The following is a 26,414-nucleotide window of genomic DNA, read 5'->3' on the forward strand; positions in this document are numbered from 1 at the left end:
CATGACCGCGTCCAAGAACGACCGCATCTCCGCGTTGCCGGAGCACCTCCGCGAGAAGCTGCGCGCGCGGCTCGCCGGCCGCGCCGCGCCGCGGGCCGACGTGATCCCGCCCGCGCCGCGCGACCAGCCGTTGCCGCTGTCGGCGGGCCAGCAGCGGCTGTGGTTCCTGGCCCAGTTCCAGCCGGGGAGCACCGAGTACACCAGCGCGATCGCGTTGCGCCTGACCGGTCCGCTCGACCGGCGCCGGCTGACCGGGGCCGTCCGCGGCCTGGTGCGCAGGCACGAGTCGCTGCGCACGACGTTCGACCAGGTCGACGGCCGTCCGGTGCAGGTGGTGCACGATGACGTCGAGGTCGACCTCGTCGCCGCCGACGACCTGCGCGACGTGCTGGACGAGCCGTTCGACCTGCGGCACGGGCCGCTGTTCCGCGCCGCGCTGCTCGCGGCGCCGCCGACCGGGTCCGACGAGTCGCACGTGCTGCTGCTGACCTCGCACCACATCGTGGTGGACGGCTGGTCGCTCGGCGTGCTGGCGGACGAGCTGGGCGCGCTGTACCGGGGCGAAGCCCTGCCCGAGCCCCGGTTGCAGTACGCCGACTACGCCGTCTGGCAGCGCGGCCGGCCGGTGGACACCGGGTTCTGGGTCGACCGCCTGGCCGGGGTGGCGCCGCTGGACCTGCCCACCGACCGGCCGCGACCGGCGGAGCGCACGTCGGCGGGCGCGACGCACGAGTTCACCGTGCCCGCGCGGGTGGCGGGCGACCTGGCGGAGCTGGCCAGGGTGCACGAGACCACGCTGTTCACCACGCTGCTGGCCGCGTGCCAACTGCTGCTGGCCCGCTACACCGGCCAGGACGACATCGCGGTCGGCACCGTCACCAGCGGGCGCAACCGGCCGGAGCTGGCCGGGCTGGTCGGTTTCCTGGTCGGCACCGTGGTGCTGAGGTCCACAGTGGACAAATCACGGTCGTTCACCGAGTTCCTGGCCGAGGCGAACCGGGCCGCGCTGGACGCGTTCGCGCACGACGACGTGCCGTTCGACCGGGTGGTGGAGGCGGTCGGCGCGGCACGCGACCCGAGCCGCACGCCGCTGTTCGACGTGATGGTCGTGCTCCACAGTGCTTCATTTCTTGGGCACACCCTGCCCGAGCTGCCGGGCCTGCGCGTCGAGGAGCACCCGCTCAGCCGCGAGTGGTCGAACTTCGACCTCACCTTCGAGTTCACCGAGACCCCCGGCGGGCTGCTCGGGTCGGTCGAGTACAGCACCGACCTGTACGACGCCGACACGGTCGACCGGATGGCGCGGCACCTGCTCGCGCTGATGAGCGCGATCACCGCCGACCCGTACCGGCCGATGGCCGAGCTGCCGATGCTGCTCGGCGACGAGCCGGACGGCCGCGGGCCGGCGCTGACCGTGCCCGACACCACGTTCCCGGCGTCGTTCGAGGCGCAGGCCCGTCGCACGCCCGAGGCCACGGCACTGGTGTGCGACGGCGACGCGCTCACGTTCGCCGAGGTGGACGCCCGCGCCAACCGGCTCGCGCACCACCTGCTCGCCGAGGGCGTCGAGCCCGAGCAGATCGTCGCCCTCTCCTTGCCTCGCGGTGTCGACTGGGTCGTCGCGGTCCTGGGCATCCTCAAGGCCGGCGCGGTGTACCTGCCCGTCGACCCGGGCCTGCCCGACGCGCGCCGGGAGTACCTGCTGGCCGACTCCGGCGCGGTGCGCGTGATCGACGCGCCGGTCGACACCTCCGGCCTGCCCGGGACCGCGCCGGACGTGCGGCCGCGGCCCGACCACGCGGCGTACGTGATCTACACGTCCGGCTCGACCGGGCTGCCCAAGGGCGTGGTGGTCGAGCACCGGCACCTGGTGAACCTGCTGCACAACCACCGCGAGACGTTCGCCGGCGAACGGATGCGCGTCGCGCTCAGCGCCGTGTTCTCGTTCGACACGTCGTGGGAGGGCATGCTGCTCATGGCCGACGGCCACGAGCTGCACGTGCTCACCGACGACGTGCGGCTCGACGCCGCCACGTTGATCGGCTACGCCCGCGAGCACCGGATCGACCTGCTCGACCTGCCGCCGTCCTACGTCCGGCAGCTGCTGGCCGACGGCCTGCTGACGGCGGAGAACGGGCCGAAGGTGCTGCTGCTGGGCGGCGAGGCGCTGGGCACCGCGCTGTGGCGCGACCTGGTCGCCGCCGGTCTGCGGGCGCACAACTACTACGGCCCCACCGAGGCCACGGTCGACGCCGTGTCGTGCCGCATCACCGGCGACCGGCCGGTCATCGGCACGCCGCTGGGCAACGTGACCGCGTACGTGCTGGACGACGACCTGCGGCCGGCGCCGGTGGGCGTGCCGGGCGAGCTGTTCATCGCGGGCGCCCAGGTGGCCCGCGGCTACCTGGACCGGCCGGGGCTGACCGCGCAGCGGTTCCTGGCCGACCCGTTCGGCGGGCCGGGTGGGCGCATGTACCGCACCGGAGACCGGGTGCGCTGGGTGGCCGTCGACGGAGCCGACGCCGGGGCACAGCGGGCCGTCCTCGAATTCATGGGGCGGACCGACGACCAGGTGAAGATCCGCGGGTACCGGGTCGAGCCCGGCGAGGTGGAAGCCGCCGTCTCCACCCACCCGAACGTCACCGAGGCCGCCGTCGTGGCCCGCGAGGACGACGGGCACACCCGGCTGGTCGCGTACGTCGTCACCACCGGGCCGGTCGACCTGCGGGCCCACCTGCGCGAGTCGTTGCCGGACTACGCGGTGCCGTCGGCGTTCGTGGAGCTGGACCGGCTGCCGCTGACGCCCAACGGCAAGCTGGACCGGGCCGCGCTGCCCGCGCCCCGGGCGGTCGCCGACGGCGAGTTCGTCGCGCCCCGCACGCCCGTCGAGGCCGAGCTGGCGCGGATCTGGGCCGAGGTGCTCCGCGCGGACCGGATCGGCGTCGAGGACAACTTCTTCGCGGTGGGCGGCGACTCGATCCTGTCCATCCAGCTGGTGTCCCGCGCCCGGCAGGCCGGGTTGCACCTGACCTCGCGGGACGTGTTCCGGCACCAGACCGTGGCCGAGTTGGCGCTGGTGGTGTCCGAGGCCGCCGAGACCGCGCCGGAGCCGGAGTTCACCGGGCCGGCGCCGCTCACCCCGATCCAGCGGTGGTTCTTCGCCGAGTACGGCGAGCTGCGGCACTTCACCATGTCGTTGCTGGTCGAGCTGGAACCGGAGGCGGACGCCGAGGCGTTGCGCGCGGCCGTGCGGACCGTGGTCGGGCACCACGACGCGCTGCGGCTGCGGTTCCGCGAGGTCGACGGGCGGTGGGCGCAGGAGGTCGCGGACACCGAGGTCGACGTGTTCCGGGTCGAGGCGGACGCGGACGTGGAAGCCGCGGCACGGGAGGCGCAGCGCAGCCTGGACCCGAACTCGGGACCGTTGCTGCGCGCGGTGTTCTTCCCCGGCGCGCGGCCGAAGCTGCTGCTGACCGTGCACCACCTGGTGATGGACGGCGTGTCGTGGCGGATCCTGCTCGGCGACCTGGAGCAGGCCTACCGGGGCGTGCCGCTGGAACCGGTCGGCACGTCGTTCACGCAGTGGGCGCACCGGCTGGACGAGCACGTGCGGTCCGGCGCGTTCGACGGCGCGCGGGAGCACTGGGACTCGCTGCCCGAGCCCGAAGCGCTGCCGGTGGACCGCGACGGCGCCAACACCGCCGGTTCGGCGCGCGTGGTGTCGGTGCGGCTGGACCGGGAGACCACGGACGCGTTGCTGACCGCCGTGCCGCCGGTGTACCGGACGCAGGTCAACGACGTGCTGCTCAGCGCGCTCGGCCGCGCGTTGGCCGAGTGGACCGGACGGGACGCGGTCAGCGTGGTGCTGGAGGGCCACGGCCGCGAAGAGCTGTTGCCCGGCGTGGACCTCAACCGCACGATCGGCTGGTTCACCACGCAGTTCCCGGTGGTGCTGCCCGCGTTCGAGGAGTGGGACCGGACGCTGAAGTCGGTCAAGGAGTCGCTGCGCGCGGCACCGCACCGGGGGTTGAGCTTCGGCGCCCTCGACATCCGCGGCCCGGGCGGTGGCGCGCTGCCGCAGGTCTCGTTCAACTACCACGGCCGGTTCGACGTGGCCGACGGCGGTTTCTACCGGGCCCGCCGGGACTCGGTCGGTGCGGACCTGGCGGCCGACGAGCACCGCACCCAGCTGCTGGACGTGACCGGGCTGGTCGAGGGCGGCGAGCTGGAGCTGAGCTGGCAGTACTCCGAGCACGTGCACGACGAGGAGACCGTGCGGCGGCTGGCCGAGCGGATGCTGGCCGGGCTGCGGGAGATCGTGGCGCACTGCGCCCGGCCCGGTGCCGGTGGCCGCACGCCGTCGGACTTCCCGCTGGCCCGCCTCACCCAGGAGCAGGTCGACGCGCTCGCCGGGCCGGACGTGGAGGACGTCTACCCCCTCACGCCGCTCCAGGCGGGCATGGTGTTCCACAGCCTGGTCGAGCCCGGCACGTACGTGGACCGGATGCGGCTGGTGCTCGAAGGCGTGCGCGACCCGGCCGCGCTGCGGCAGGCCTGGCAACGGGTCGTGGACCGCACGCCGGTGCTGCGGTCGAGCGTGGTGTGGGACGGGGTGGCCGAGCCGGTGCAGGTCGTGCACCGGCACGTGGAGCTACCCGACGGACCGGTGGACGCGCCGTTCGACCTGGGTGTCGCGCCGCTGCTGCGGGTCGCCGTCACGCCGCTGGGCGAGGACCGGGTCGAGCTGGTCTGGTCGTCGCACCACGTGATCCTGGACGGCTGGAGCACCGCGCAGGTGTTCGGCGAGGTGCTGGAGCAGTACCGGGCGATCACCACCGGCACGCCCGCCCGGCTGCCCGCGCGGCGCTCGTTCCGGGACTACCTGCACTGGCTGGCCGAGCAGGACCGGGCCGCGGCCGAGGCGCACTGGCGGACCGTGCTGTCCGATGTGGACGGACCGACGCCGCTGCCGTTCGACCGCCCGCCCACGCGGGCGCACCGCGCCGAGGCGTCCGAGTCGGTGAAGTTCTCGCTGGAGCTGGACGACGCCGTGCAGCGCGCCGGGCTGACCGTGAACACGGTCGTGCAGGGCGCGTGGGCGTTGCTGCTGGCCCGCGCCTGCGGTGAGGCCGACGTGGTGTTCGGCAGCACGGTGTCCGGCCGCCCGGCGGAGCTCGCCGGGGTCGAGTCGATGGTCGGCATGCTGATCAACACCGTGCCGACCAGGGCGGTCGTGGACGGCACGGCCGAGGTGGGCGCGTGGCTGCGCGAGCTCCAGGCGGCGCAGAGCGAGTCGCGGCGGTTCGAGCACACCTCGCTGGCCGAGATCCAGTCGTGGGTCGGGACGAGGTTGTTCGACTCCGTGGTGGTGTTCGAGAACTACCCGTTCGAACGCGACGGCGACGGGCCGCGGGTGGCCGAGGTCGACGCGGTCGACAACGCCACGCTGCCGTTGACGTTGAGCGCGTCCCTGACCGACCGGCTCAACCTGGACCTGGCCTACGACCCCGAGCTGTTCGACGCCGCCACCGCCGAACGGCTGGCCGGGTGGCTGCGCGAGCTGGTCCGGGCGATCGCGGCCGACCCGACGACGCCGATCGCCGACCTGCCGTGGCTGACCGGCGCCGAGCGGCACCAGGTGCTGGTGGAGTGGAACCGGACCGGGCGGGACACGCCCTGGGGGCTGTACCCGGAGGTGTTCGCCGAGCAGGCCCGCCGCACGCCGGACGCGACCGCGCTGGTCTGCCACGACCGCACGGGGTCGCGCACGGCGCTGACCTTCGCCGAGCTGGACGCCCGCACGAACCGGCTGGCGCACCACCTGCTCGCGCACGGCGCGGGCCCGGAGCGCACGGTCGCGGTCGTGCTGCCGCGCTCGGCCGACCTGGTGGTGGCCGTGCTCGCGGTGCTCAAGGCGGGCGCGGTGTACCTGCCGATCGACCCGGGGCTGCCCGCCGAGCGCATCGACTTCCTCCTGCGCGACGCCAGACCGGCGCTGGTGTTGGACGCCGTGCCGGACCTGACCGGCCTGCCGGACGCGCCGCCGCCGGTGGTGTTGCGCCCCGAGCAAGCCGCCTACCTGATCTACACGTCCGGCTCGACCGGCACGCCGAAGGGCGTCGTGGTCGAGCACCGGCAGCTGGCGAACCTGTTCTACGCCAACAGCACCGCCCTGATGGGGGAACCGACGCGGTTCGCGGTCACCGCGACGTTCTCGTTCGACACGTCGTGGGAGGGCCTGCTGTTCCTGGCGGCGGGCAGCGAGCTGCACGTCATCGACGAGGAGCTGCGGCTGGACCCGCCCGCGCTGGTGCGGTACATCACCGAGCACGGCATCGGCACGGTCGACCTGACCCCGTCCTACGCGCGGCAGCTGGTGCAGGCCGGGCTGCTGGAGTCCGGGTTGCGCCGGATCATGCTGGGCGGCGAGGCGGTGGACGCGCCGCTGTGGCGGGAGATCGCCGAGTCGCCGGTGGAGGGCTTCAACTACTACGGCCCCACCGAGGTCACGGTCGACTCGGTGGCGACCCGGGTCGTCGGCGAGCACCCGGTGATCGGGCGCCCGCTGGACAACCTCACCGCGTACGTGCTGGACGCCGACCTGCGGCCGGTGCCGCCGGGCGTGCCCGGTGAGCTGTTCGTGGGCGGCGTGCAGGTGGCACGCGGTTACCTCGGCCGGCCCGGGCTCACCGCGCAGCGGTTCATCGCCGACCCGTTCGCCGTGTCGGATTCCTCGACAGGCGCGCGCATGTACCGCACCGGCGACCGGGTCCGCTGGTCGTCGGACGGGGTCCTGGAGTACCTGGGCCGGGCCGACGACCAGGTCAAGATCCGCGGCTTCCGGATCGAGCCCGGCGAGGTCGAGGCGGCCCTGCTGGACGTGCCCGGCGTGCGGGAGTCCGCCGTGGTGGTCCGGCACGACCGGCTGATCGGGTACGTGACGGGCACGCCGGAGACCGACCCGCGTGACGTGCTGGCGCGGACGCTGCCCGACTACCTGGTGCCGGCCGCGGTCGTGGTGATCGACGAGCTGCCGCTGTCGCCCAGCGGCAAGCTGGACCGGCGGGCGCTGCCCGAGGCCGACCTGGCCGGCGACTACGTCGCGCCGCGCACCGACGCCGAACGGGTCGTCGCCGACGTGCTGGCCGACGTGCTCGGCCTGGAGCGGGTCGGCGCGCTGGACGACTTCTTCCGGCTCGGCGGCGACTCGATCCTCAGCATCCGCGTGACCTCGCGGTTGCGCGCGGCGTTCGGCGTGCAGCTGTCGCCGCGCGCGGTGTTCGAACACCCCACGGTGTCCGGGCTCGCCTCCGCCATCAGCACCGGGGCGGAGTCCGGCAAGGATGAGGTGGACGCCATCCCGGTGATCCCGCGCGATGGCGTCCACCCTCCGCTCGTGCACCCGCAGTCGCCCGCGCAGCGGCGGTTGTGGTTCCTGGACCAGTTCGAACCCGGCGGCACGGAGTACGTCACGCCCACCGCGCTGCGCCTGCGCGGACCGCTGGACCCGGACGCCCTGCGGCGTGCCCTCGACGGTCTGGTGGCACGGCACGAGTCGCTGCGCACGACGTTCGACGACGACGTGCAGGTCGTGCACGAGCCGTACGAGGTGGCGCTCGCGGTCGAGGACACCCCGTGGGACGGGGTGCTGCTGGAAGAGGTGAGCACGCCGTTCGACCTGCGCCAGGGCCCGTTGTTCCGGACCCGGCTGGTGCGGGTGGCGCCCGAGGAGCACGTGCTGGTGCTGACGCTGCACCACATCGTCACCGACGGCTGGTCCACCGGCGTGCTCGCCCGTGACCTCGGCGCGCTGTACGCGGGTGCGGAGCTGCCGCCGCTCACCGTGCAGTACGTGGACTACACCGCCTGGCTGCCGGAACCCCCGGTCGACTACTGGACCGGGCACCTGACCGGTGTGCCGCCGCTGGAGCTGCCGACCGACCGGCCGCGCGCGGCGGTGCGCGGCACCGCGGGCGCGATGCACGAGTTCACCGTGCCCACCCCGGTCGCGAAGGCGGTGCGGGCGTTGGCCGCCGAGCACGGCGACACGCTGTTCACCGCGCTGGTCGCGGCCACCAAGGCGCTGCTGGCCCGCTACACCGGCCAGGACGACATCGCGGTCGGCACGGCGGTGTCCGGTCGCGGGCGGGCCGAGCTGGACGACGTGGTCGGCCTGTTCGTCAACACCGTCGTGCTGCGGTCCTCTGTGGACCTGCGGCGGTCGTTCACCGGGTTGCTGGCCGACGTGCGGACCACCGTGCGGGACGGTTTCGCGCACCAGGACGTGCCGTTCGAACGGGTGGTGGAGGCGGTCCGGCCGGACCGCGACCCGAGCCGCAACGCCCTGTTCGACGTCATGGTGCTGATGCAGAACTTCGGCGCCGAGGCGCCCGAGCTGCCCGGCCTGCGGGTGGACGACATCGGGCTGCCGCTGCTGACCTCGACGTGCGACGTCACGTTCGAGTTCGGCGAAGTCGACGGCGAGCTGCGCGGCGCGGTGGAGTACAGCACCGACCTGTTCGACGCGGACACGATCGACCGGATGGCGCGGCACCTGGTGACGCTGCTGGAGGGCGTCACCGCGGCGCCGGACCGGCCGCTGGCCGAGGTGCCGCTGCTGCTCGGCGACGAGCCGGACGGGCACGGCGAGCGCCTGGACGTGCCCGACACCACGTTCGCCGAGGTCTTCGAGGCGCAGGCGCGCCGCACGCCCGACGCGGGCGCGCTGGTGTGCGGCGACACCCGGCTCACCTTCGCCGAGGTCGACGCGCGGGCCAACCGGCTCGCGCACCACCTGCTGGCGCGGGGCGCGGGCGCGGAGCGGACGGTCGCGGTGTCGTTGCCGCGCTCGGCGGACTCCGTGGTGGCGATCCTGGCCGTGCACAAGGCGGGCGCGGTGTACCTGCCGGTCGACCGCGACCTGCCGCGCGAGCGGGTCGACTTCCTGCTCCGCGACGCACGCCCGGCGCTGGTGCTGGACGCGGTGCCCGACCTCTCCGACCTCCCGGACACCCGGCCGGAGGTGGCCGTGCGGCCGGACCAGGCCGCGTACGTGATCTACACGTCCGGCTCGACCGGCGTGCCCAAGGGCGTGGTGGTCGAGCACCGGCAGCTGACGAACCTGCTGCACAACCACCACCGGGCGCTCGCCGGTGAGCGCACCCGGATCGCGCTGACCGCCGTGTTCTCGTTCGACACGTCGTGGGAGGGCCCGCTGCTCATGGCGGCCGGCCACGAACTGCACGTGATCACCGACGACGTCCGGCTCGAACCGGCCGCCCTGGTCGGGTACGTGCGGGAGCACCGGATCGACTTCCTCGACCTGACCCCGTCCTACGTGCAGCAGCTCATCCCGGCCGGGCTCCTGGACGGCGAGCACGTGCCCGCGAACGTGATGCTCGGCGGCGAGGCGCTGCCCGAAGCGCTGTGGCACACGCTGGCCACGTCCCGGACGACCGCGCACAACTACTACGGCCCCACCGAGGTGGCGGTGGACTCGGTGTCCACCGTCGTCACCGGCGACCGCGCGGTGATCGGCCGCCCGCTGTCCAACCTCGTCGCGCACGTCCTGGACGAGGACCTGCGACCGGTGCCGGTGGGCGTGCCCGGTGAGCTGCACCTCGGCGGCGCGCAGGTGGCCCGCGGCTACCACGACCGGCCGGGGCTGACCGCCCAGCGGTTCCTGCCCGACCCGTTCGGCGAGCCTGGTGCGCGTATGTACCGCACGGGCGACAAGGTGCGCTGGGTCGGCGACCGGCTGGAATACCTGGGACGCAACGACGACCAGGTGAAGATCCGCGGCTTCCGGGTCGAACTGGGCGAGGTCGAGACGGCGCTGCTGCACCACCCGGACGTGACGCAGGCCGCCGTGGTGGCCCGCGAGCACAACGGCCACCAGCGGCTCGTCGCCTACACCGCGGGTCCGGCCGCCGACCTGGCCGGCTGGCTCAAGCAGCGGCTGCCCGACTACCTGGTGCCGTCGGCGTTCGTGACGCTGGAGGCGTTGCCGATGACGCCGGCGGGCAAGGTGGACCGGCGGGCGCTGCCCGCGCCGACGTTCACCGACGCCGGGTACGTGGCGCCCGAGCCCGGTGTCGCGGCCACGCTCGCCGACATCTGGGCCGACGTGCTCGGTGTCGACCGGGTCGGCGCGCGGGACAACTTCTTCGCCCTGGGCGGCGACTCGATCCTGAGCATGCAGGTCGTGTCCCGGGCGCGGCAGGCCGGGCTGAAGCTGACGTCCAAGGACGTCTTCCTCCGCCAGACCGTCGCCGACCTGGCGCTCGCCGTCACCGACGACACCGGGACGACCCACGAGGCGGTGGCCGGACCGGCGCCGCTCACCCCGGTCCAGCGCTGGTTCTTCGCCGAGCAGAGCCCTTCGGCGCACTTCACCATGTCCGTCGTGGTGGAGCTCGGCGACGTCGAGCCGGCCGCGGTGCGCGACGCCGTGCGGGCCGTGATCGCCCACCACGACGCCCTGCGGCTGCGGTTCACGCAGGTCGACGGCGTGTGGCGGCAGGAGGTGGCGGAGGTGGAGTCCGCCGAGGTGTTCCGCGTCGCCTCCGGTGACCTCGCCGAGGAGGCCCACCTGGCCCGGACGAGCCTCGACCTGCGCCACGGCCCGCTGCTGCGCGCGGTGCTGTTCGGCGACGGCAGGCTGTTCGTCACGGCCCACCACCTGGTGGTCGACGCGGTCTCGTGGCGAATCGTGCTGGACGACCTGGAGACCGCGCTCGCGGGCCGCGACCTGGGGCCGAAGAGCACCGCGTTCACCGACTGGGCGCACCGGCTGGACCGGCACGTGCGCGAGGGCCGGTTCGACCACGCCCTGCCGCACTGGGCGGACGTGCCGGCCGAGGAACCGGCGCCGACGACGGCGGGCAGCGCGCGCAGCGTGTCCGTGCGGCTGGGCAAGGCCGAGACCGACGCCCTGCTGCACGCCGTGCCCGACGCCTACCGCACGCAGGTCAACGACGTCCTGCTCACCGCGCTGACCTCGGCGTTCGCCGGGCGGGCGCTGGTCGCGCTGGAGGGTCACGGCCGGGAGGAGATCTTCGACGGCGTGGACCTGTCCCGCACGGTCGGCTGGTTCACCGCCCAGTTCCCGGTGGCGCTGGAGCTGCCGGACGCGGACTGGGGGACGGCGCTGAAGTCGGTGAAGGAGCAGTTGCGCGCCGTGCCGGACAAGGGGTTGAGTTACGAGGCCCTGAAGTACTGGGACCGGGGCGTCACCGGCGCGCTGCCGCGCGTGTGCTTCAACTACCTCGGCCAGTACGACGACGAGGGTTCCGACGTCGACCACGGCCGTGAGGTGCCCGACGACGCCGTTCGCCCGCACCTGCTCGACATCACCGCCGCCGTGTCGTCGGGCGAGCTGGTGCTGGAGTGGGAGTACTCCACCGAGGCGCACGACGAGGCCGCGGTGCGGGCGCTGGCCGACCGGATGGCCGACGCGCTGCGCGGGATCGTCGCGTTCTGCGCCCGGCCCGACTCCTGGGGCCGCACGCCCTCGGACTTCCCGCTGGCGAAGCTGACCGCCGAGCAGGTGGACCGGATCGCCGACCGGGACGTGGAGGACGTCTACCCGCTCACTCCGTTGCAGGCGGGCATGTTGTTCCACAGCCTGATGGACGACGGCACGGCCTACGTGAACCAGCTGCGCGTGCGACTGTCCAACGTGGACGACCCGGAGCGCTTCGCCGAGGCGTGGCAACGGGTGGTCGACCGCACGCCGATCCTGCGCACCGACGTGGTGTGGGAGGGCCTGGACGAGCCGGTGCAGGTCGTGCGGCGCGGTGTCACCGTGCCGGTGACCTACGCCGACGTCACCGACGACCTGGTCGCGGCCGACGCGGCGGCGGGCATCGACCTGACCACCGCGCCGCTGATGCGGCTGGCGATCGGTCGGGTGTCCGACACCGAGGTCGACCTGCTGTGGACCTCGCACCACGTGCTGCTCGACGGCTGGAGCACCGCGCAGGTGTTCGGCGAGGTGCTCACCGAGTACGCGGGCGGCACGGCGCCGGCGCGGCGGCCGTTCCGCGACTACCTGGCCTGGCTCGCCGAGGTCGACCAGTCGGCCGTGGAGTCGTACTGGCGCGGTGTGCTGGCCGGGTTCGACACGCCCACTCCCCTGCCGTTCGACCGCGCGCCCGCCGAGGCGCACCGGGCCGAGTCGTCCGCGCAGATCGTGCTGGACCTGCCGGCCGAGCGGCTGGACGCGGTCGCCCGCACGCACGGGCTCACGGTGAACACGCTGGTGCAGGGCGCGTGGGCGGTGCTGCTGGCCCGCACCTCGGGGCAGCGGGACGTGGTGTTCGGCAGCACGGTGTCCGGCCGGCCGGCCGAGCTGCCCGGCGTCGAGTCGATCGTCGGCATGTTCATCAACACCGTGCCCACCAGGGTGACGGTGGAGTCCGACGCCGAGGTGGTCGCCTGGCTGCGCCGGTTGCAGGACGCGCAGACCGAGTCGAGGCAGTTCGAGCACGTGTCGCTGGCGCAGGTGCAGGGCCTGGCCAAGGTCGGGTCGGGCACGCGCCTGTTCGACAGCCTCCTGGCGTTCGAGAACTACCCGGTCGAGAAGGACTCGCCGGACGGGGCGCCGGGCATCGGCGAGGTCGACGGCCTGGACACCACCTCGTTCCCGCTCACGGTTCGCGCGCACGTGGACGACGAGTTGCACGTGGAGCTGACCTACGACCCGCGGCTGTTCGACGCCGGCACGATCACCGCGCTCGGCGACCGGCTGGCCCGGCTCCTCGACGCCATCGGCGCGGACCCGCGCCGGCGGGTGTTCGAGCTGCCGTGGCTGTCCGACGACGAACGCGACCAGGTGCTGGTGTCGTGGAACGGCACGTCGTCCGGCGCGGTGGTGCAGGACACCATCCCATCGCTGTTCGCCGCCCAGGCGGCGCGCACGCCGGACGCGGTCGCCGTGACGTGCGAGGGCGCGAGCCTGTCCTACCGCGAGCTGGACGAGCGGTCCAACCGGTTGGCCCACCACCTGATCGCGGCGGGCGCCGGACCGGAATCGCTGGTGGCCCTGAGGTTCCCGCGCTCGCTCGACCTCGTGGTGGCGGTGCTGGGCGTGCTGAAGTCGGGTGCGGCCTACCTGCCGCTGGACGTCTCCTACCCGGCCGACCGGATCGCGTACATGATCGAGGACGCACGGCCGGCGGTGACCCTGGATGCCCTGCCGGACCTGTCCGGGATGCCGGTGGACGCGCCGGACGTGCCGCTGCGACCGGAGAACACCGCCTACGTGATCTACACGTCCGGGTCGACCGGCCGACCCAAGGGCGTGGTGGTGCCGCACTCGAACGTGGTGCGGTTGTTCGCCGAGACCGACCACTGGTTCGGCTTCGGGCCGGACGACGTGTGGACCCTGTTCCACAGCTACGCGTTCGACTTCTCGGTGTGGGAGCTGTGGGGTCCGCTGCTGCACGGCGGCCGGCTGGTCGTGGTGCCGTACGAGGTGTCGCGGTCGCCGCGCGAGTTCGCCCGGCTGGTGGCCGACGAGGGCGTGACCGTGCTGAACCAGACGCCGTCGGCGTTCTACCAGCTGCTGGAGGAGGCGCCCGACCTCGGCGTGCGGTACGTGATCTTCGGCGGTGAGGCGCTGGACATGCGCAAGCTGTCCGCGTGGCGCGGTTCCGGCGCTTTGATCAACATGTACGGCATCACCGAGACCACGGTCCACGTGACCTGGACGCCCGCCGACGGCTCGATCGGGGTGCCCATCCCCGACCTGCGCGTCTACGTGCTGGACGACGAGTTGCAACCGGTCGCGCCCGGCGTGGTCGGCGAGATGTACGTGGCCGGGCCGGGCGTGGCGCGCGGCTACCTCAACCGGCCGGGCCTGACCGCCCAGCGGTTCCCGGCCGACCCGTTCGGTCCGGCGGGCACGCGCATGTACCGCACGGGTGACCTGGCCCGGTGGGTGGACGGTCGGCTGGAGTACTTCGGCCGCGCCGACCAGCAGGTGAAGATCCGCGGCTTCCGGATCGAGCTCGGCGAGATCGAGGCGGTGCTGGCCGCGCACGACGCGGTGGCGCAGGTCGCGGTGGTCGTGCGGGAGGACCGGCTGGTCGCCTACTACGTGCCCGTCGGCATGGCGGACGCGGGCGGGTTGCGCGAGCACGTCGAGCGGTCGCTGCCCGACTACATGGTGCCGACCGCGTACGTGGCGCTGGAGCGGTTGCCGCTCAACGCCAACGGCAAGCTGGACCGGGCCGCGCTGCCCGCGCCGGAGCGGGAGGCGTCGGCGTCGGTCGGGTTCGTCGCGCCGCGCACCGACGCCGAACGGCTCGTCGCCGAGGTGTGGGCCGAGGTGCTCGGCCTGTCGGAGGTGGGCGTCGAGGACAACTTCTTCACCCTCGGCGGTGACTCCATCTCCAGCATCCGGGTGGTGTCGCGGCTGCGGTCGCGGTTCGACGCCTCGCCGCGCGACCTGTTCGACCACCCGACCGTGGCGGCGCTGGCGGCCCGGTTGTCCGGGTCCGGGCCGTGGGGATCGGGCTCGGACGGCGCGGCCATCCCCCGGACCGACGGCGACGTGCCGCTGTCGTTCGCCCAGCAGCGGTTGTGGTTCCTGGACCAGTTCCAGCCCGGTGGCACCGAGTACGTGACGCCGCTGGCCGTGCGGCTGCGCGGCGAGCTGGACGTGCCCCGGCTGGAGCGGGCGCTGACCGCGCTGGTCGAGCGGCACGACTCGCTGCGGACCACGTTCCCGGCGGTGGACGGGCTGCCGGTCGCGGTGGTCCGGCCGGCGGCCGCGGTGACGCTGCCGCTGGTGGACGCCCTGCCCGCGCCGGAGCCGTTCGACCTGGCCGAGGGTCCGCTGTTCCGGCCGGCGCTGGTTCGTCGCGGTCCGGACGACCACGTGCTGGCGCTGACCATGCACCACATCGTCACCGACGGCTGGTCAGGCGGTGTGCTGATGTCCGACCTGGCCGCGCTGTACGGCGGCGAGGAGCTGTCGCCGCTGCCCATCCGGTACGGCGACTTCGCGGCCTGGCAACGGGAGCAGCCGCTGGACGCGCAGCTGGACCACTGGCGGGAGGCGCTGGCCGACGTGCCCGCGCTGGAGCTGCCCACGGACCGGCCGCGGCCGCCCGTGCAGACCACAGCGGGCGCGCAGACCGAGTTCGCCGTGCCCGCGCCGGTCGCCCAACGGCTGCGGGAGCTGGCGCGGGCCGTGGACGGCACGTTGTTCATGGCGTTGGTCGCGGCCTGCGAGGTGTTGTTCCACCGCTGGTCCGGGCAGGACGACTTCGCGGTCGGCACGGTGGCGTCCGGGCGCGACCGGCCGGAGACGCAGGACCTCGTCGGGTTCTTCGTCAACACGGTCGCGTTGCGGGCCCGGATCGAGCCGTCGGCGACGTTCCCTCAGTTCCTGGCCCGCACGCGGGAAACCGTGCTGGACGCGTTCGCGCACCAGGACGTGCCGTTCGAGCGGGTGGTGGACGCGGTGCAACCCGACCGCGACACCAGTCGCACGCCGCTGTTCCAGGCCGTGGTGGCGTTGCAGAACGCGCCGCAGGCGCCCGGCTTCCCGGGGCTGGACGCGGAGGACGTCACGCAGCCCACGGTGAGCACCGGGTTCGACGTCACGGTGGAGTTCAGCGAGGCCGAGGACGGCGGGCTGCACGGCTCGGTCGAGTACAACACCGACCTGTTCGACGCGGGCACGGTCGAGCGGCTGGTCGAGCACCTGGGCGTGCTGCTGGCCGGCATCGCGGCCGACGCCGACCGTCCGCTGTGGGCGCTGCCGGTGCTGCCCGAGGCCGAGCGGGACCTGCTGGCGGCGTGGGGCGCGGGCGGCCCGGCCGTCGACGGCCCCGGTCTCGTGGAGCTGGTCGAGGCGCAGGTGGCGCGCACGCCGGACGCCGTGGCGTTGACGGGCGCGGCGGAGGTGACCTACGCCGAGCTGAACGCCCGCGCGAACCGGTTGGCGCACCACCTGATCGGCCTGGGCGCGGGTCCGGAGCGGATCGTCGCGCTGCGGCTGCCGCGATCGGTGGACCTGCTGGTGGCGGAGCTGGCGGTGCTCAAGGCGGGCGCCGCGTTCCTGCCCGTCGACCCGGACTACCCGGCCGAGCGGATCGCGTTCATGGTCGACGACGCCCGGCCGCTGGTCGTGCTGGACGGTCCGGTCGACGTGACCGGGCAGCCCGACGCGAACCCCGGCGTGGCGGTGCGGCCGGAGCACCCGGCGTACGTGATCTACACGTCCGGGTCGACCGGGCGGCCGAAGGGCGTGGTGGTGTCGCACGCCGGCCTGGCCACGTTCTCGGCGGCCGAGATCGCGCACCTCGACGTGCGACCGGGCGACCGGGTGCTGGAGTTCTCCTCGCCCAGCTTCGACGCGTCGGTGCTGGAGCTGTGCATGGCGTGGCCCGCCGGCGCGGCGCTGGTGGTGCCGCCGCCGGGGCCGCTGCTGGGCGACCAGCTGGCCGAGGTGGTCGACTCCCGCGGCGTGACGCACGCGTTGATCCCGCCGGTCGCGCTGGCGACCGTGCCGGACGCGGAGCTGCCGACGTTGCGCACCCTGGTGGTCGGTGGTGACGCGTGCTCGGCCGACCTGGTGCGCCGGTGGGCGCCCGGCCGGCGGATGATCAACGCCTACGGTCCGACCGAGTCCACCGTGGTCACGTCGTGGAGCGAGCCGCTGCGACCCGGTGGGGTGCCGCCGATCGGCAAGCCGATCCCCGGCACCCGGGTGCACGTGCTGGACGCCGAGTTGCGGCCCGTGCCGATCGGGGTGCCCGGTGAGCTGTACGTCTCCGGTGTCGGGCTGGCCCGCGGGTACCTGGACCGGCCCGGGTTGACCGCGTCGCGGTTCCTGGCGAACCCGTTCGGGCCGCCCGGATCGCGCATGTACCGCACCGGTGACGTGGTGCGGTGGAACGCCACCTCCGGCGGAGCCGGTGATCGGCCGACCGGTGTGCTGGAGTTCGTCGGCCGGGCGGACGAGCAGGTGAAGATCCGCGGCTTCCGGATCGAGCTCGGCGAGATCGAGACGGCCCTGCTGCGCCACCCCGACGTGCGGGAGGCGGTCGTCGTGGCCAAGGCCGACGCGCGGGGCCACAAGCGGCTCGTCGCGTACGTCGTGGCCGCCCGGTTCCAGGTCGAGGAGGTGCGGGAGTTCCTGGGCGAGTCGTTGCCCGACTACCTGGTGCCGTCGGTGTTCGCGCCGGTGGACGCGCTGCCGATCAGCCCCAACGGCAAGGTGGACCGGGCGAGGCTCCCCGAGCCGGACTTCGGCGCGCTCGTCGGGGCGGCGTACGTCGCCCCGTCCGGGCCGGTGGAGGAGGCGTTGGCGGCGGTGTGGGCGGACGTGCTCTCCGTGCCGCGGGTCGGGGCGCAGGACAACTTCTTCGCGCTGGGCGGCGACTCGATCCTGAGCATGCAGGTGGTGGCGCGGGCGCGGCAGGCCGGGTACCGGTTCACCACCCGCGACCTGTTCGTGCACCAGACCCCCGCGTCGCTCGCGCCGCACGTCACGGTGGAGGTCGTGTCGACGGCCGATCGGGCGCCGGTGGTCGGCGACGTGCCGCTGACGCCGATCCAGCACTGGTTCCTCACCTCGGGGCGGCGCAACCCGCACCACTTCAACCAGTCGCACCTGGTGGAGCTGGACCCGGCGGTGGACGTGGCGGCGCTGCGGCGCGCGTTGGGCGCGCTGCCGGCGCAGCACGACGCGCTGCGGCTGCGGTTCACGTCGGCCGACGGGGTGTGGCGCCAGGTCAACGACCCCGTGTCGGAGGTCGACGTGCTGACCGTCGTGGACGGCGTGGACGAGTTGGAGAAGGTCGCCGACGACGTGCACGCGTCGTTCGACCTGGCGTCCGGGCCGTTGTTCCGGGCCGTGCTGTTCCGCACCGGGTCACCCGGGACCGAGCCGCCGCTGCTGTTGCTGGTGGCGCACCACCTCGTGGTCGACGGCGTGTCGTGGCGGATCCTGCTCGACGACCTGGAGACCGCCTACCGGGGCGGTGACCTGGGCGCCAAGACCACCTCGTACCAGGAGTGGTCGCGGCGGCTGGAGGCCCACGTGCTCGGCGGCGGGCTGGCGGACGAGGTCGAGTACTGGACCCGGTCGTTCCCGCCCTTCCCCGCACCGTGCGGCGCGCCCGGATCGGTGACGGTCGAGCTGTCGGAGGAGGACACCGACGCGTTGCTGCGCGGCGCGCCCACCGCCTACCGGACGCAGATCAACGACGTGCTGCTGGCCGCGTTGGCCTACGCGTTGTCGCGGTGGACCGGCTCGTCCCGGGTCGCGGTGGACCTGGAGGGCCACGGGCGGGAGGACGTGCTGGACGTCGACCTCTCCCGGACCGTCGGCTGGTTCACCACCGTGTTCCCGGTGGAGCTGGAGCTGCCCGAGGGCAGCTGGCGGGACCGGGTGAAGGCGGTGCGCCGCCAGTTGCGGGCCGTGCCGGGCAACGGGTTCGGGTACGGGGCGCTGCGGCAGCACGGCATGGTGCCCGACGGCGGGCGGCCCGCGGTGTCGTTCAACTACCTGGGTCAGTTCGGCTCCACCCGGTCCGCCGGGGACACCGCGGCGCCCACCGGGCTGTACCGGGAGGTGCTGCCCTCGGTCGGCGCGGAGCACGACCCGGCCGACGTCGGCGACCACCTGATCGACGTGGTCGGCGAGGCCGGCAGGACGTTGGGCTTCACCTGGTACCACCACCAGTCGGCGCACCCGACCGCGGAGGTCGAGTCGGTGGCCGCCGACTTCGCCGCCGCGTTGCGGGCGATCGCCGCGGACTGCCGGGGTGCGCTGTGACCACGTCGTTGGCGCGCAACCGCAACTACACGCTGCTGTGGGGCGGTCAGGCGCTGGCCGAGGTCGGGTTCAGCGCCTCGATGCTCGCGCTGCCGCTGCTCGTGCTGGTGCTGACCGGGTCGCCGCTGCTGTCGGGCCTGGTGCTCACCGTCGACGCCACCGCGCAGCTCGTGGTCGGGCTGCCGGCCGGCGCGCTGGTGGACCGGTGGGACCGGCGCCGGATCATGCTGTGCTGCGAGGCCGCCCAGGTGTTCGCCCTGGGCGGGCTCGTGATCGCGGTGTGGGTCGACGCGGTGACGATCCCGCACGTCCTGGCGGTCGCCGCGGTGCTCGGCGTGTGCCGGGCGCTGTTCGAACCCGCCGAGGACGCGTCCCTGCCCCGGCTGGTGCCGGAGTCGCAGCTGGCCACCGCCGTGGCGATGAACAGCGCCCGGTCGTCGTTGGGGCAGATGTCGGGCACGGCGCTGGGTGGCGTGCTGTTCGCGGTCACGCGGTGGCTGCCGTTCCTGGTGGACATGGTCACGCACGCGGTGGCGTTCGTGGCGCTGCTGTTCCTGCGGGTGCCGCCGTCCGCGCCGGTCGAGTCCCACCCGCCCCTGCTGCGGTCGATCGGCGAAGGCCTGCGGTGGGTGTGGAGCAGGCCCGAGATCCGGGTGACCGCGTGGTGCGCGGTGGTGCTGAACCTGTTCTTCACCGCGTTCTACCTGGTCGTCATCGTGCTGGTGGAGGGGCGCGGGGCGTCCGGCGCGGAGATCGGCGTGATGGCGGCGATGCTCGGCGTGGGCGGTGTGCTCGGCGCCCTGGCCGCGCCGTGGCTGCACCGCGTGCTCGGGCCGCACCGGTCGATCGCGTCGGTGTTCTGGGTGCTGACGGTGCTGGTGCCGTGCGCCCTGCTGGTCGAGTCGGCTTACCTGATCGGGGCGTTGTTCGCCCTGATGAGCTTCTTCGCGCCGACCGCCAACACCACCATCAACACCCACCAGTTGCTCCTCACCCCGGACGAGCTGCGAGGACGGCTCAGCGGGGTGATGGGCGTCGTGGTCGGCGCCGCCGGGGCCGTGGGCCCCCTGGTCGGCGGCGTGCTGACCGAGTCGCTGTCGGCGCGCACCGCGGTGCTGGTCTGCGCCGCGGGCATCGCCCTGATCACGGTTTTCGTCACAGTCAGCCCGACTCTGCGCGGGTACGCGAAGGAACAAGAGGAGAAGAGCGCATGAGGGACGACATCACCTACCAGGTCCTGGTCAACGACGAGGGCCAGTACTCGTTGTGGCCCGCGCACCACGACGTGCCCGCCGGGTGGCGGTTCGAGGGCACCAAGGGCACCAAGGACGAGTGCTCGGCGCACATCGACACAGTGTGGACCGACATGCGACCCGCGTCCCTGCGCGCGGCGATGGACTGAGCGCCCCCGGTCGTGGCCTGCCCGCGCGGGCGGGCCACGACCTCCCGCAGCCCTGGTTCCGCCGGCCGATAGCGTCTCGGCCGTGACCGCACACGACTGGTTGACCGACACCAGGGTTTCCTACGACACCGTGGCCGAGAGCTACACCGACTTCACCCGCGGGGCGTTGGCGACGGCCCCGCTGCTGCGCGGTGTCCTGGCGCTGTTCGCCGAGGCGGCGCGCCAGCTGGGCGGGCCGGTGGCCGACGTCGGGTGCGGACCCGGGTTGATCGCGGCCCACCTCGCCGGCCTCGGGGTGGACGCCTTCGGCATCGACCTCTCGCCCCGGATGGTCGAGATCGCCCGCCGCGACCACCCCGGGCTGCGGTTCGAGGTCGGCTCGATGACCGACCTCGACCTGGCCGACGGCTCGGTCGGCGGCGTGCTGGCGTTCTACTCCGTCATCCACGTCCCGGACGCGGAGGTGCCGACGGTGTTCGCGCACTTCCACCGCGTGCTGCGCCCCGGTGGCGTGGTCATGGTCGGTTTCCACGTCGGCGACCGCGACCACCTCAAGACCGAGGGGTACGGCGGGCACCCGATGTCGCTGCACGTGCACCGGCGCCCCGTGGAGCGGGTGGCGACCTGGCTGCGTGCCGCGGGCTTCACCGTCGAGGCGCAGGTGCTCCTCGAACCGGACGCGGACGTGCCCGGCGGGGTGCTGCTGTGCCGGCGCTGAGCACGCCCACCCGCCCGCGGCCCGCCCGGTCGCGGGCTCAGTCCAGGCAGAACTCGTTGCCCTCGACGTCCTGCATCACGATGCAGGACTCGTCCACGCCGTCGGCGGGCAGCAGTCGCACGCGGACCGCGCCGAGCGCGACCAGTCGCGCGCACTCGGCCTCCAGCGCGGCGAGGCGCTGCTCACCCACGAGCCCGGTGCCGACCCGCACGTCGAGGTGCACCCGGTTCTTGACGACCTTGCCCTCGGGCACGCGCTGGAAGAACAGCCGCGGACCCACCCCCGTGGGATCGGTGCAGGCGAAGTCCGCACCCCGGCGCTCCGGCGGCAACGAGCGGTCGTAGTCGTCCCGGGTGGCGAACCCGTCCGGTGGCGGCGGCACGACGTAGCCCAGCACCTCGCACCAGAACCGGGCGACGCGCTCGGGTTCCGCGCAGTCGAAGGTGACCTGGACCTGCCTGACCGACGCCATGGGTCCCACCATAGTGGCGCGTGATCTTCACCGGGATCCGGTGGGCCACGCGCTAGGTGACCGGGACGATCCGGGCGGTCACGAGTGCGCCGTCCGCGATGTCGAGCAGGCCGACGGTGCCGTGCGGTTGACGTCGGCGGTCGGTGGGCGAGCCGGGGTTGAACACGCGCACGCCGTCGCCGGTGACGTCCATCGGGATGTGGGAGTGGCCGAACACCACCAGGTCGGCCCCGGGGAACCGGCGGCGCATCCGCGCGGTGCGGCCGGTGGCCTGGCCGCTGTCGTGGATCATCGCCACCCGCAGTCCGGCCAGGTCGAGTTCGACGGTCTCCGGCGCGCCCCACTCGACCACGTCCGGCCCGTCGTTGTTGCCGCACACCGCGGTCACCGGCGCGTACTGGGCCAGTTCGTCCAGCACGGCCGCCACGCAGACGTCACCGGCGTGCAGGATGACGTCCGCGTGGCGCAGGTGCTCCGCCACCGCCGGGGGACACGACTTCCACCGCCGGGGCGCGTGGGTGTCGGACAGCACGACCACCCGCATGGCGCTCGACCCACCGTCCGGCTCAGCCGAGGGCCGGGCCCGCGTCGCCGCTGAGGGACAGCTCCTTGAGGAACTCGTGGCACTGCTTGGCGCGCGCGGAGTCCTCCTCCATCACGCGGCGGAAGAAGTCGGCGATCTCCTGCTTGCCCGCGTTCTCCGCGTCCCGGACGTACTGGCCGTAGTCGTGGCCGGCCTTGAGCGCGTGGTACTGCACGGAGATCAGGTCGTAGCTGACGTCGTCGAAGCCGGTCTCCCCGGTGGCCATGATCCCTCCTCGGTCGTCGAGCGTGGTCGCCCTGTGCCATACCCGGCAGCCGCCCGGCCAACCACACGTCTCGTCATGCGCTCCGGTGGCAGCGGCCGTAGGTTGCTTGTACGGTGCCAACTTGGGTTGAGACGACAGCCTAAGCGGACGTGACGCGGTCGGTTCCGCATCCGCGGCTGGAGGAAAACCCATGAGAATCGCGCTCGTTTCGGCGCACGCGAACCCGTTGCCCGTGCTCGGCGATGCCGAGGAGGGCGGCCAGGACGTCCACGTCGCCGATTTGGCGGCGGCCCTCACCGCCTGCGGTCACGACGTCGTGGTGCACACCCGTCGTGACTCCCCTCGATCACCCGATGTGGTGCGCACCCGGCTCGGTTACGACGTGGTGCACGTGACGGCCGGGCCGCCCAGCCCGATTCACCCGGACGAGCTCCTGCCTCACCTGGACGAGTTCACCCGGTTCCTGCGCGCGCAGTGGCGGGTCGACCCGCCGGACGTCGTGCACGCCCACTACTGGACGTCCGGCGTGGCGTCGGTGCTGGCCGCCAACGGCCTCGACGTGCCGGTGGTGCAGACGTTCCACTCGTTGGGGGTGGTGGTGCAGCACTCGGGTGACGAGGCCGTGCCGGAGGCGCGGCTGTCCACCGAGCGGTTGATCGGGCGCGAGGCGAGCCGGGTGGTGGCCCGCTGCACCGACGAGAAGGACCAGCTGGTGCGCATGGGCGTGCCGCGGGCCCGGATCGCCCTGGTGCCGCAGGCCGTGGACGTCGAGCAGTTCAAGCCGGAGGGACCGCGGCTGAACCGGCCGCTGCCGCACCGGCTGGTCTGCCCCGCCGCCGGCGCCGGTGACGTGATCACCGCGTTGCGGTCGGTGTGGGACACCGAACTGGTGGTCGTCGGCGGCCGGGCGGAGGACGTGCGCCGGTTGCGCGAGCACGCCGGCACGTCCGGGGTCGGCGACCGGGTGCGGCTGGTCGGCCGGGTGCCCAGGGCGGCGATGCCCGCGCTGATGAGGTCCGCCGACGTGGTCGTGTGCGGCGCGCCGGACTCGCCCGGCGTCACGCCGCTGGAGGCCATGGCGTGCGGCGTGCCGGTCGTGGCCGCCACCGTCGGCGCGGCGACGGACACGGTCGTGGACAGCGTCACGGGGCTGCTCGTGCCGCCGGACGACCCACGCGCGCTGGCCCGGGCGCTGCGCTCCCTGCTGGCAGACGAAGCCCGCCGCGAGGCCTACGGCATAGCCGGCGCCGACCGCGTCGACGCCCGGTACAGCACGGTCCGGATCGCCGCCGAGACGATCCGCGTCTATCGCGAGGCAGCCGGCCGGCCGGAGACGGTGGAGGCGTCGGTGCACGACGGCTGACCGCGCCGCGACCGCGGTTGCGAGGCGATGTGCTCGCGCCGGCGGAAGGGCTCGCGGGACGGCTCGCCGGCGGGATGCTCGCCGGCGGGGCCCGGGTCGGTCACGAGGGGTAGGTGCGGAGGCGGTCCACGAGGTCGTCGGGGGTGCCGTACGCGCGCAACCGGATCGGCCTCGGGTCGCCGGGGTGCCGGTCGTACCTCAGCGCGGCCACGAAGGTGGCCACCTCGGCCGGCCCCGGCAGCACGTCGCCACCCAGGTAGGTGATGACGACCGGTGGCTCGTCGTGGCCCGCGCGGACGGTGGCGGCCCAGCCGTACTCCTCGTCCCACAGCAGGGCGAAGTCCCGGTCGGGGAACGACGGCAGGGTCGCGGCCACGGCGAGCCCGGCCGTCGCGGGCGGGCCCGGGTCGACGTGCCAGCACTGGCCCGCCAAGCCCAGGCCCGCCGCGACGGCCCGCACGTAACGCCGCAGGCCGCAGGTCGGCGTGTCGCCGAAGTCCGGGTCGAAGTCCGGGTCCACGCCGCTCGCCGCCGTTCCCGGGTCAGGTGGCCCGCGGCAGGCCGTCGGCCCGGGCCGAGCGGCCCAGCGCGAAGCCGAGCGCGATCATGCCGAGGCCCAGCACCAGGTGCAGCCAGTTGTCGGCGGTGTTCACCGGCACGAAGTTCGCCGCGCTGTCGTGGTCGATGATGAGGCCGTACAGCCACAGCAGCAGGTACACCACACCACCGGCGACGAGGTACAGGAACGCGTTGCGCGCCGTCCTGGCCATCGCCAGGCCCGCGGCGCCGAACGCCAGGTGCACGATGTTGTGCAGGATCGAGACGGCGAACACGCCGAGCAGCATGGCCTGGGAATCGTGACCCGCGAACCGCAGCGTGTCGTAGTTGGTGGTCAGTCCCGGGATGAACCCGGCGATGCCGACCACGAGGAACACCGCGCCCACCACCGTGGCGGCCAGCTGGACCGGTGTGCGTGACGTGGTTGTGTCGGGTCTGGACATGTCGACTCCCGTCGCATCGCGGAACCCACTTCCGATGCCGTCCGACTACCCGGAGTCGGGTGGGGCAAACGACCCGTCCCCGCACCACCCGCACCGGGCCCGGTGGAAGCGCGCACCGGGTCAGTGCACGACCAGCGGGACCTGGTCGAACGCCACGGCCAGGTCAGCCTCGATCCGGTCGGCGGCGGCGCGCAGCTCGGGCAACAGCCACCGCACGGCCTCCTCCGGCGTGGCGCGGCCGACGTGCAGGGCCACGTTGACCGCCGCGACCACCGCGCCGGACCGGTCGCGCACGCCGACCGCCAGCGAGCGCAGACCCTCGTGCAGCTCCTCGTCCACCATCGCCCAGCCGTCCCGGACGACCGCGTGCACGGCGGCTTCCAGCGCGTCGGGGTCCACGAGCGTGCGGCCGGTCAGCGGGCGCGGGTCGGCGGCGCGGATCAGCTCGGCCCGTTCGGCGGCGGGGAGGTCGGCCAGCAGCACGCGGCCCATCGACGTGGCGTACGCCGGCAGGCGGGTGCCGATCGCGATGTCGACCCGCACGACCCGGCCGGCCGCGACCCGCGCCACGTACCGGACCCGGTCGCCTTCGAGCACGGCCATCGACGCCGACTCGCCCACGCCCGCGGCCAGGTCGGCGAGGTGCGGTTGGGCGATGTCGGACAACGTGAGCGGCGCGAGGCGGGCGTAACCCAGGTCGAGCACCTTCGGCAGCAGCACGAACCGCCTGCCGTCGGTCTCCGCGTAGCCCGCGTCGCACAGCACGTGCAGTGCCCGACGCGCCGTGGCACGGGCCAGGCCGCACGCCGCCGCGGCGGTCGCGATCGTGTGGCCGTCCGGTGCTTCCCGGAACGCCGTGAGCACGGCCAAGCCCCTGGCGAGGCCTTCCAGGAAGCTCATGCCCAGTTCCGCCTTCGCGGATCGCGGGTCGTCGGCGGGAGGCACGGTCCGCCGGGGAGGGATCCGCTCGGTGACCCGGCGGGTCTCGCGCAGTGCCGCCTCCATGTCCGCCACCGCGGCACGCAGCCGTGGCAGCACGGTGTCCGGGAACGTGCCGGCGGTGTGCCTGCTGGTGTGGCTCAACACGCTCACCGCCGCCACCGGCCGGCCGGCCGGGTCGTGCACGGGCGCGGAGATGGCCAGCAGCCCCGGCTCGACCCACTGGTCGTCCAGCGACCAGCCCCGCGCACGGGCCTGCTCGACGCGGGCCCGGAACACCGCCTCGCGGTCCGGTGGCGGGTCGGTCAGCGTCGGCACGGCGGGGAACCCGGTGTCGAGCGGGTCGGCGGTGCGGCGGTGCCGCCACGTCTCGAACCGCTCCTCGCCCCAGGTCGCGGCCAGCACCACACCCGCGGCGGTGCGGTCGTCCGGCAGCACGGCGCCGACGTGGAACGCCAGGTAGACGGCACGCCGCCGGGTCGACTGGGCGATCAGCCGGGCGCCGTCGTCGTCGGGCACGGCGAGCGTCACCGACTCGTCCAGCTCGTCGGCGAGCCGGGTGAGCAGCGGCGCGAGCGGGCCGACCAGCCCGCACGACGCGAGGTAGGCGTTGCCCGGCTCCATGGCGGGCAGCGCGAGCCGCAGGTCGTGACCGTCGGCGCGCAGGTGGCCGAGGTGCAGCAGGGTTGCCGTGACGCGGTCGACGGTGGCGCGCGGCAGGCCGCTCGCCTTGGCCAGGTCGCCCCGGCGCAGCCTCGGCTCGGGGTGCGTGGCGACGGCGTGCAGCACGGCGAGCCCGCGTTCGAACGTGCCCGCGGCCTCGGTGGTGGTGGCGGCGAACTGCACGTCGGTTCCAGTCTGGTCGCGGTGTCCGGGGGGACATCGTAGGCGGACCTTGACGGGGACGGGCGGTC

At 73.8% G+C, this 26,414-nt stretch carries 11 protein-coding genes; 5 read left to right on the plus strand and 6 right to left on the minus strand.

Annotation, left to right across the window (positions count from 1 at the left end; translation table 11 throughout):
- The first annotated feature begins 1 nt into the window (after position 1).
- The 4 genes from ACYVLT_RS04455 (at position 2) to ACYVLT_RS04470 (ending at position 20,916) form a co-directional block, all read left to right on the plus strand.
- Positions 2-18,796, plus strand: a complete 18,795-nt coding sequence (locus ACYVLT_RS04455) for a non-ribosomal peptide synthase/polyketide synthase (RefSeq protein ID WP_461118799.1) — start codon at positions 2-4, stop codon at positions 18,794-18,796.
- Positions 18,793-20,010 (plus strand): MFS transporter, encoded by a 1,218-nt coding sequence (locus ACYVLT_RS04460; RefSeq protein WP_461118800.1) that lies wholly within the window; start codon positions 18,793-18,795, stop codon positions 20,008-20,010. Before ACYVLT_RS04455 ends, ACYVLT_RS04460 begins: the two co-directional genes overlap by 4 nt.
- Complete coding sequence (locus ACYVLT_RS04465; protein WP_461118801.1) at positions 20,007-20,198, plus strand: MbtH family protein; 192 nt, start codon at positions 20,007-20,009, stop codon at positions 20,196-20,198. The genes ACYVLT_RS04460 and ACYVLT_RS04465 overlap by 4 nt, the downstream gene beginning before the upstream one ends.
- 82 nt (positions 20,199-20,280) lie before the next feature.
- The gene (locus ACYVLT_RS04470; RefSeq protein ID WP_461118802.1) at positions 20,281-20,916 is read left to right on the plus strand and encodes a class I SAM-dependent methyltransferase; all 636 of its coding nucleotides are present in this window, start codon (positions 20,281-20,283) and stop codon (positions 20,914-20,916) included.
- Between the two features lie 37 nt (positions 20,917-20,953).
- On the opposite strand, the gene ACYVLT_RS04475 is transcribed toward ACYVLT_RS04470, so the two are convergent.
- Genes ACYVLT_RS04475 through ACYVLT_RS04485 form a run of 3 tightly spaced genes read right to left on the minus strand, consistent with a single transcriptional unit; the run spans position 20,954 to position 22,197 of the window.
- Positions 20,954-21,388 (minus strand): VOC family protein, encoded by a 435-nt coding sequence (locus ACYVLT_RS04475; protein WP_461118803.1) that lies wholly within the window; start codon positions 21,386-21,388, stop codon positions 20,954-20,956.
- A 52-nt stretch (positions 21,389-21,440) separates the two neighbouring features.
- Complete coding sequence (locus ACYVLT_RS04480) at positions 21,441-21,932, minus strand: metallophosphoesterase family protein (protein WP_461118804.1); 492 nt, start codon at positions 21,930-21,932, stop codon at positions 21,441-21,443.
- Between the two features lie 22 nt (positions 21,933-21,954).
- On the minus strand, positions 21,955-22,197 hold the full coding sequence (locus ACYVLT_RS04485) for an acyl carrier protein (protein WP_461118805.1): 243 nt from the start codon (positions 22,195-22,197) through the stop codon (positions 21,955-21,957).
- A 190-nt stretch (positions 22,198-22,387) separates the two neighbouring features.
- Between ACYVLT_RS04485 and ACYVLT_RS04490 the strand changes: the two genes are divergently transcribed.
- The gene (locus tag ACYVLT_RS04490; protein ID WP_461118806.1) at positions 22,388-23,560 is read left to right on the plus strand and encodes a glycosyltransferase; all 1,173 of its coding nucleotides are present in this window, start codon (positions 22,388-22,390) and stop codon (positions 23,558-23,560) included.
- A 100-nt stretch (positions 23,561-23,660) separates the two neighbouring features.
- Here the strand turns inward: ACYVLT_RS04490 and ACYVLT_RS04495 are convergent, their stop codons facing one another.
- The 3 genes from ACYVLT_RS04495 to ACYVLT_RS04505 all read right to left on the minus strand — a co-directional run bounded on the left by ACYVLT_RS04495 (position 23,661) and on the right by ACYVLT_RS04505 (position 26,346).
- On the minus strand, positions 23,661-24,080 hold the full coding sequence (locus ACYVLT_RS04495; protein ID WP_461118807.1) for a DUF6292 family protein: 420 nt from the start codon (positions 24,078-24,080) through the stop codon (positions 23,661-23,663).
- A 22-nt stretch (positions 24,081-24,102) separates the two neighbouring features.
- Complete coding sequence (locus ACYVLT_RS04500) at positions 24,103-24,561, minus strand: DUF4383 domain-containing protein (RefSeq protein WP_461118808.1); 459 nt, start codon at positions 24,559-24,561, stop codon at positions 24,103-24,105.
- A 120-nt stretch (positions 24,562-24,681) separates the two neighbouring features.
- Positions 24,682-26,346: an IclR family transcriptional regulator domain-containing protein gene (locus tag ACYVLT_RS04505; RefSeq protein WP_461118809.1), complete on the minus strand. Its 1,665-nt coding sequence runs from the start codon at positions 26,344-26,346 to the stop codon at positions 24,682-24,684.
- Between the last annotated feature and the right edge of the window lie 68 nt (positions 26,347-26,414).

Source organism: Saccharothrix stipae (assembly GCF_054781895.1).

Excerpts from the sequence above, each read along its gene's own strand:
- ACYVLT_RS04490 (WP_461118806.1), top strand. The coding sequence starts at position 22,388 with ATGAGAATCGCGCTCGTTTCGGCGCACGCGAACCCGTTGCCCGTGCTC.
- ACYVLT_RS04485 (WP_461118805.1), bottom strand. The coding sequence starts at position 22,197 with ATGGCCACCGGGGAGACCGGCTTCGACGACGTCAGCTACGACCTGATC.
- ACYVLT_RS04475 (WP_461118803.1), bottom strand. The coding sequence starts at position 21,388 with ATGGCGTCGGTCAGGCAGGTCCAGGTCACCTTCGACTGCGCGGAACCC.
- ACYVLT_RS04465 (WP_461118801.1), top strand. The coding sequence starts at position 20,007 with ATGAGGGACGACATCACCTACCAGGTCCTGGTCAACGACGAGGGCCAG.
- ACYVLT_RS04455 (WP_461118799.1), top strand. The coding sequence starts at position 2 with ATGACCGCGTCCAAGAACGACCGCATCTCCGCGTTGCCGGAGCACCTC.
- ACYVLT_RS04500 (WP_461118808.1), bottom strand. The coding sequence starts at position 24,561 with ATGTCCAGACCCGACACAACCACGTCACGCACACCGGTCCAGCTGGCC.
- ACYVLT_RS04480 (WP_461118804.1), bottom strand. The coding sequence starts at position 21,932 with ATGCGGGTGGTCGTGCTGTCCGACACCCACGCGCCCCGGCGGTGGAAG.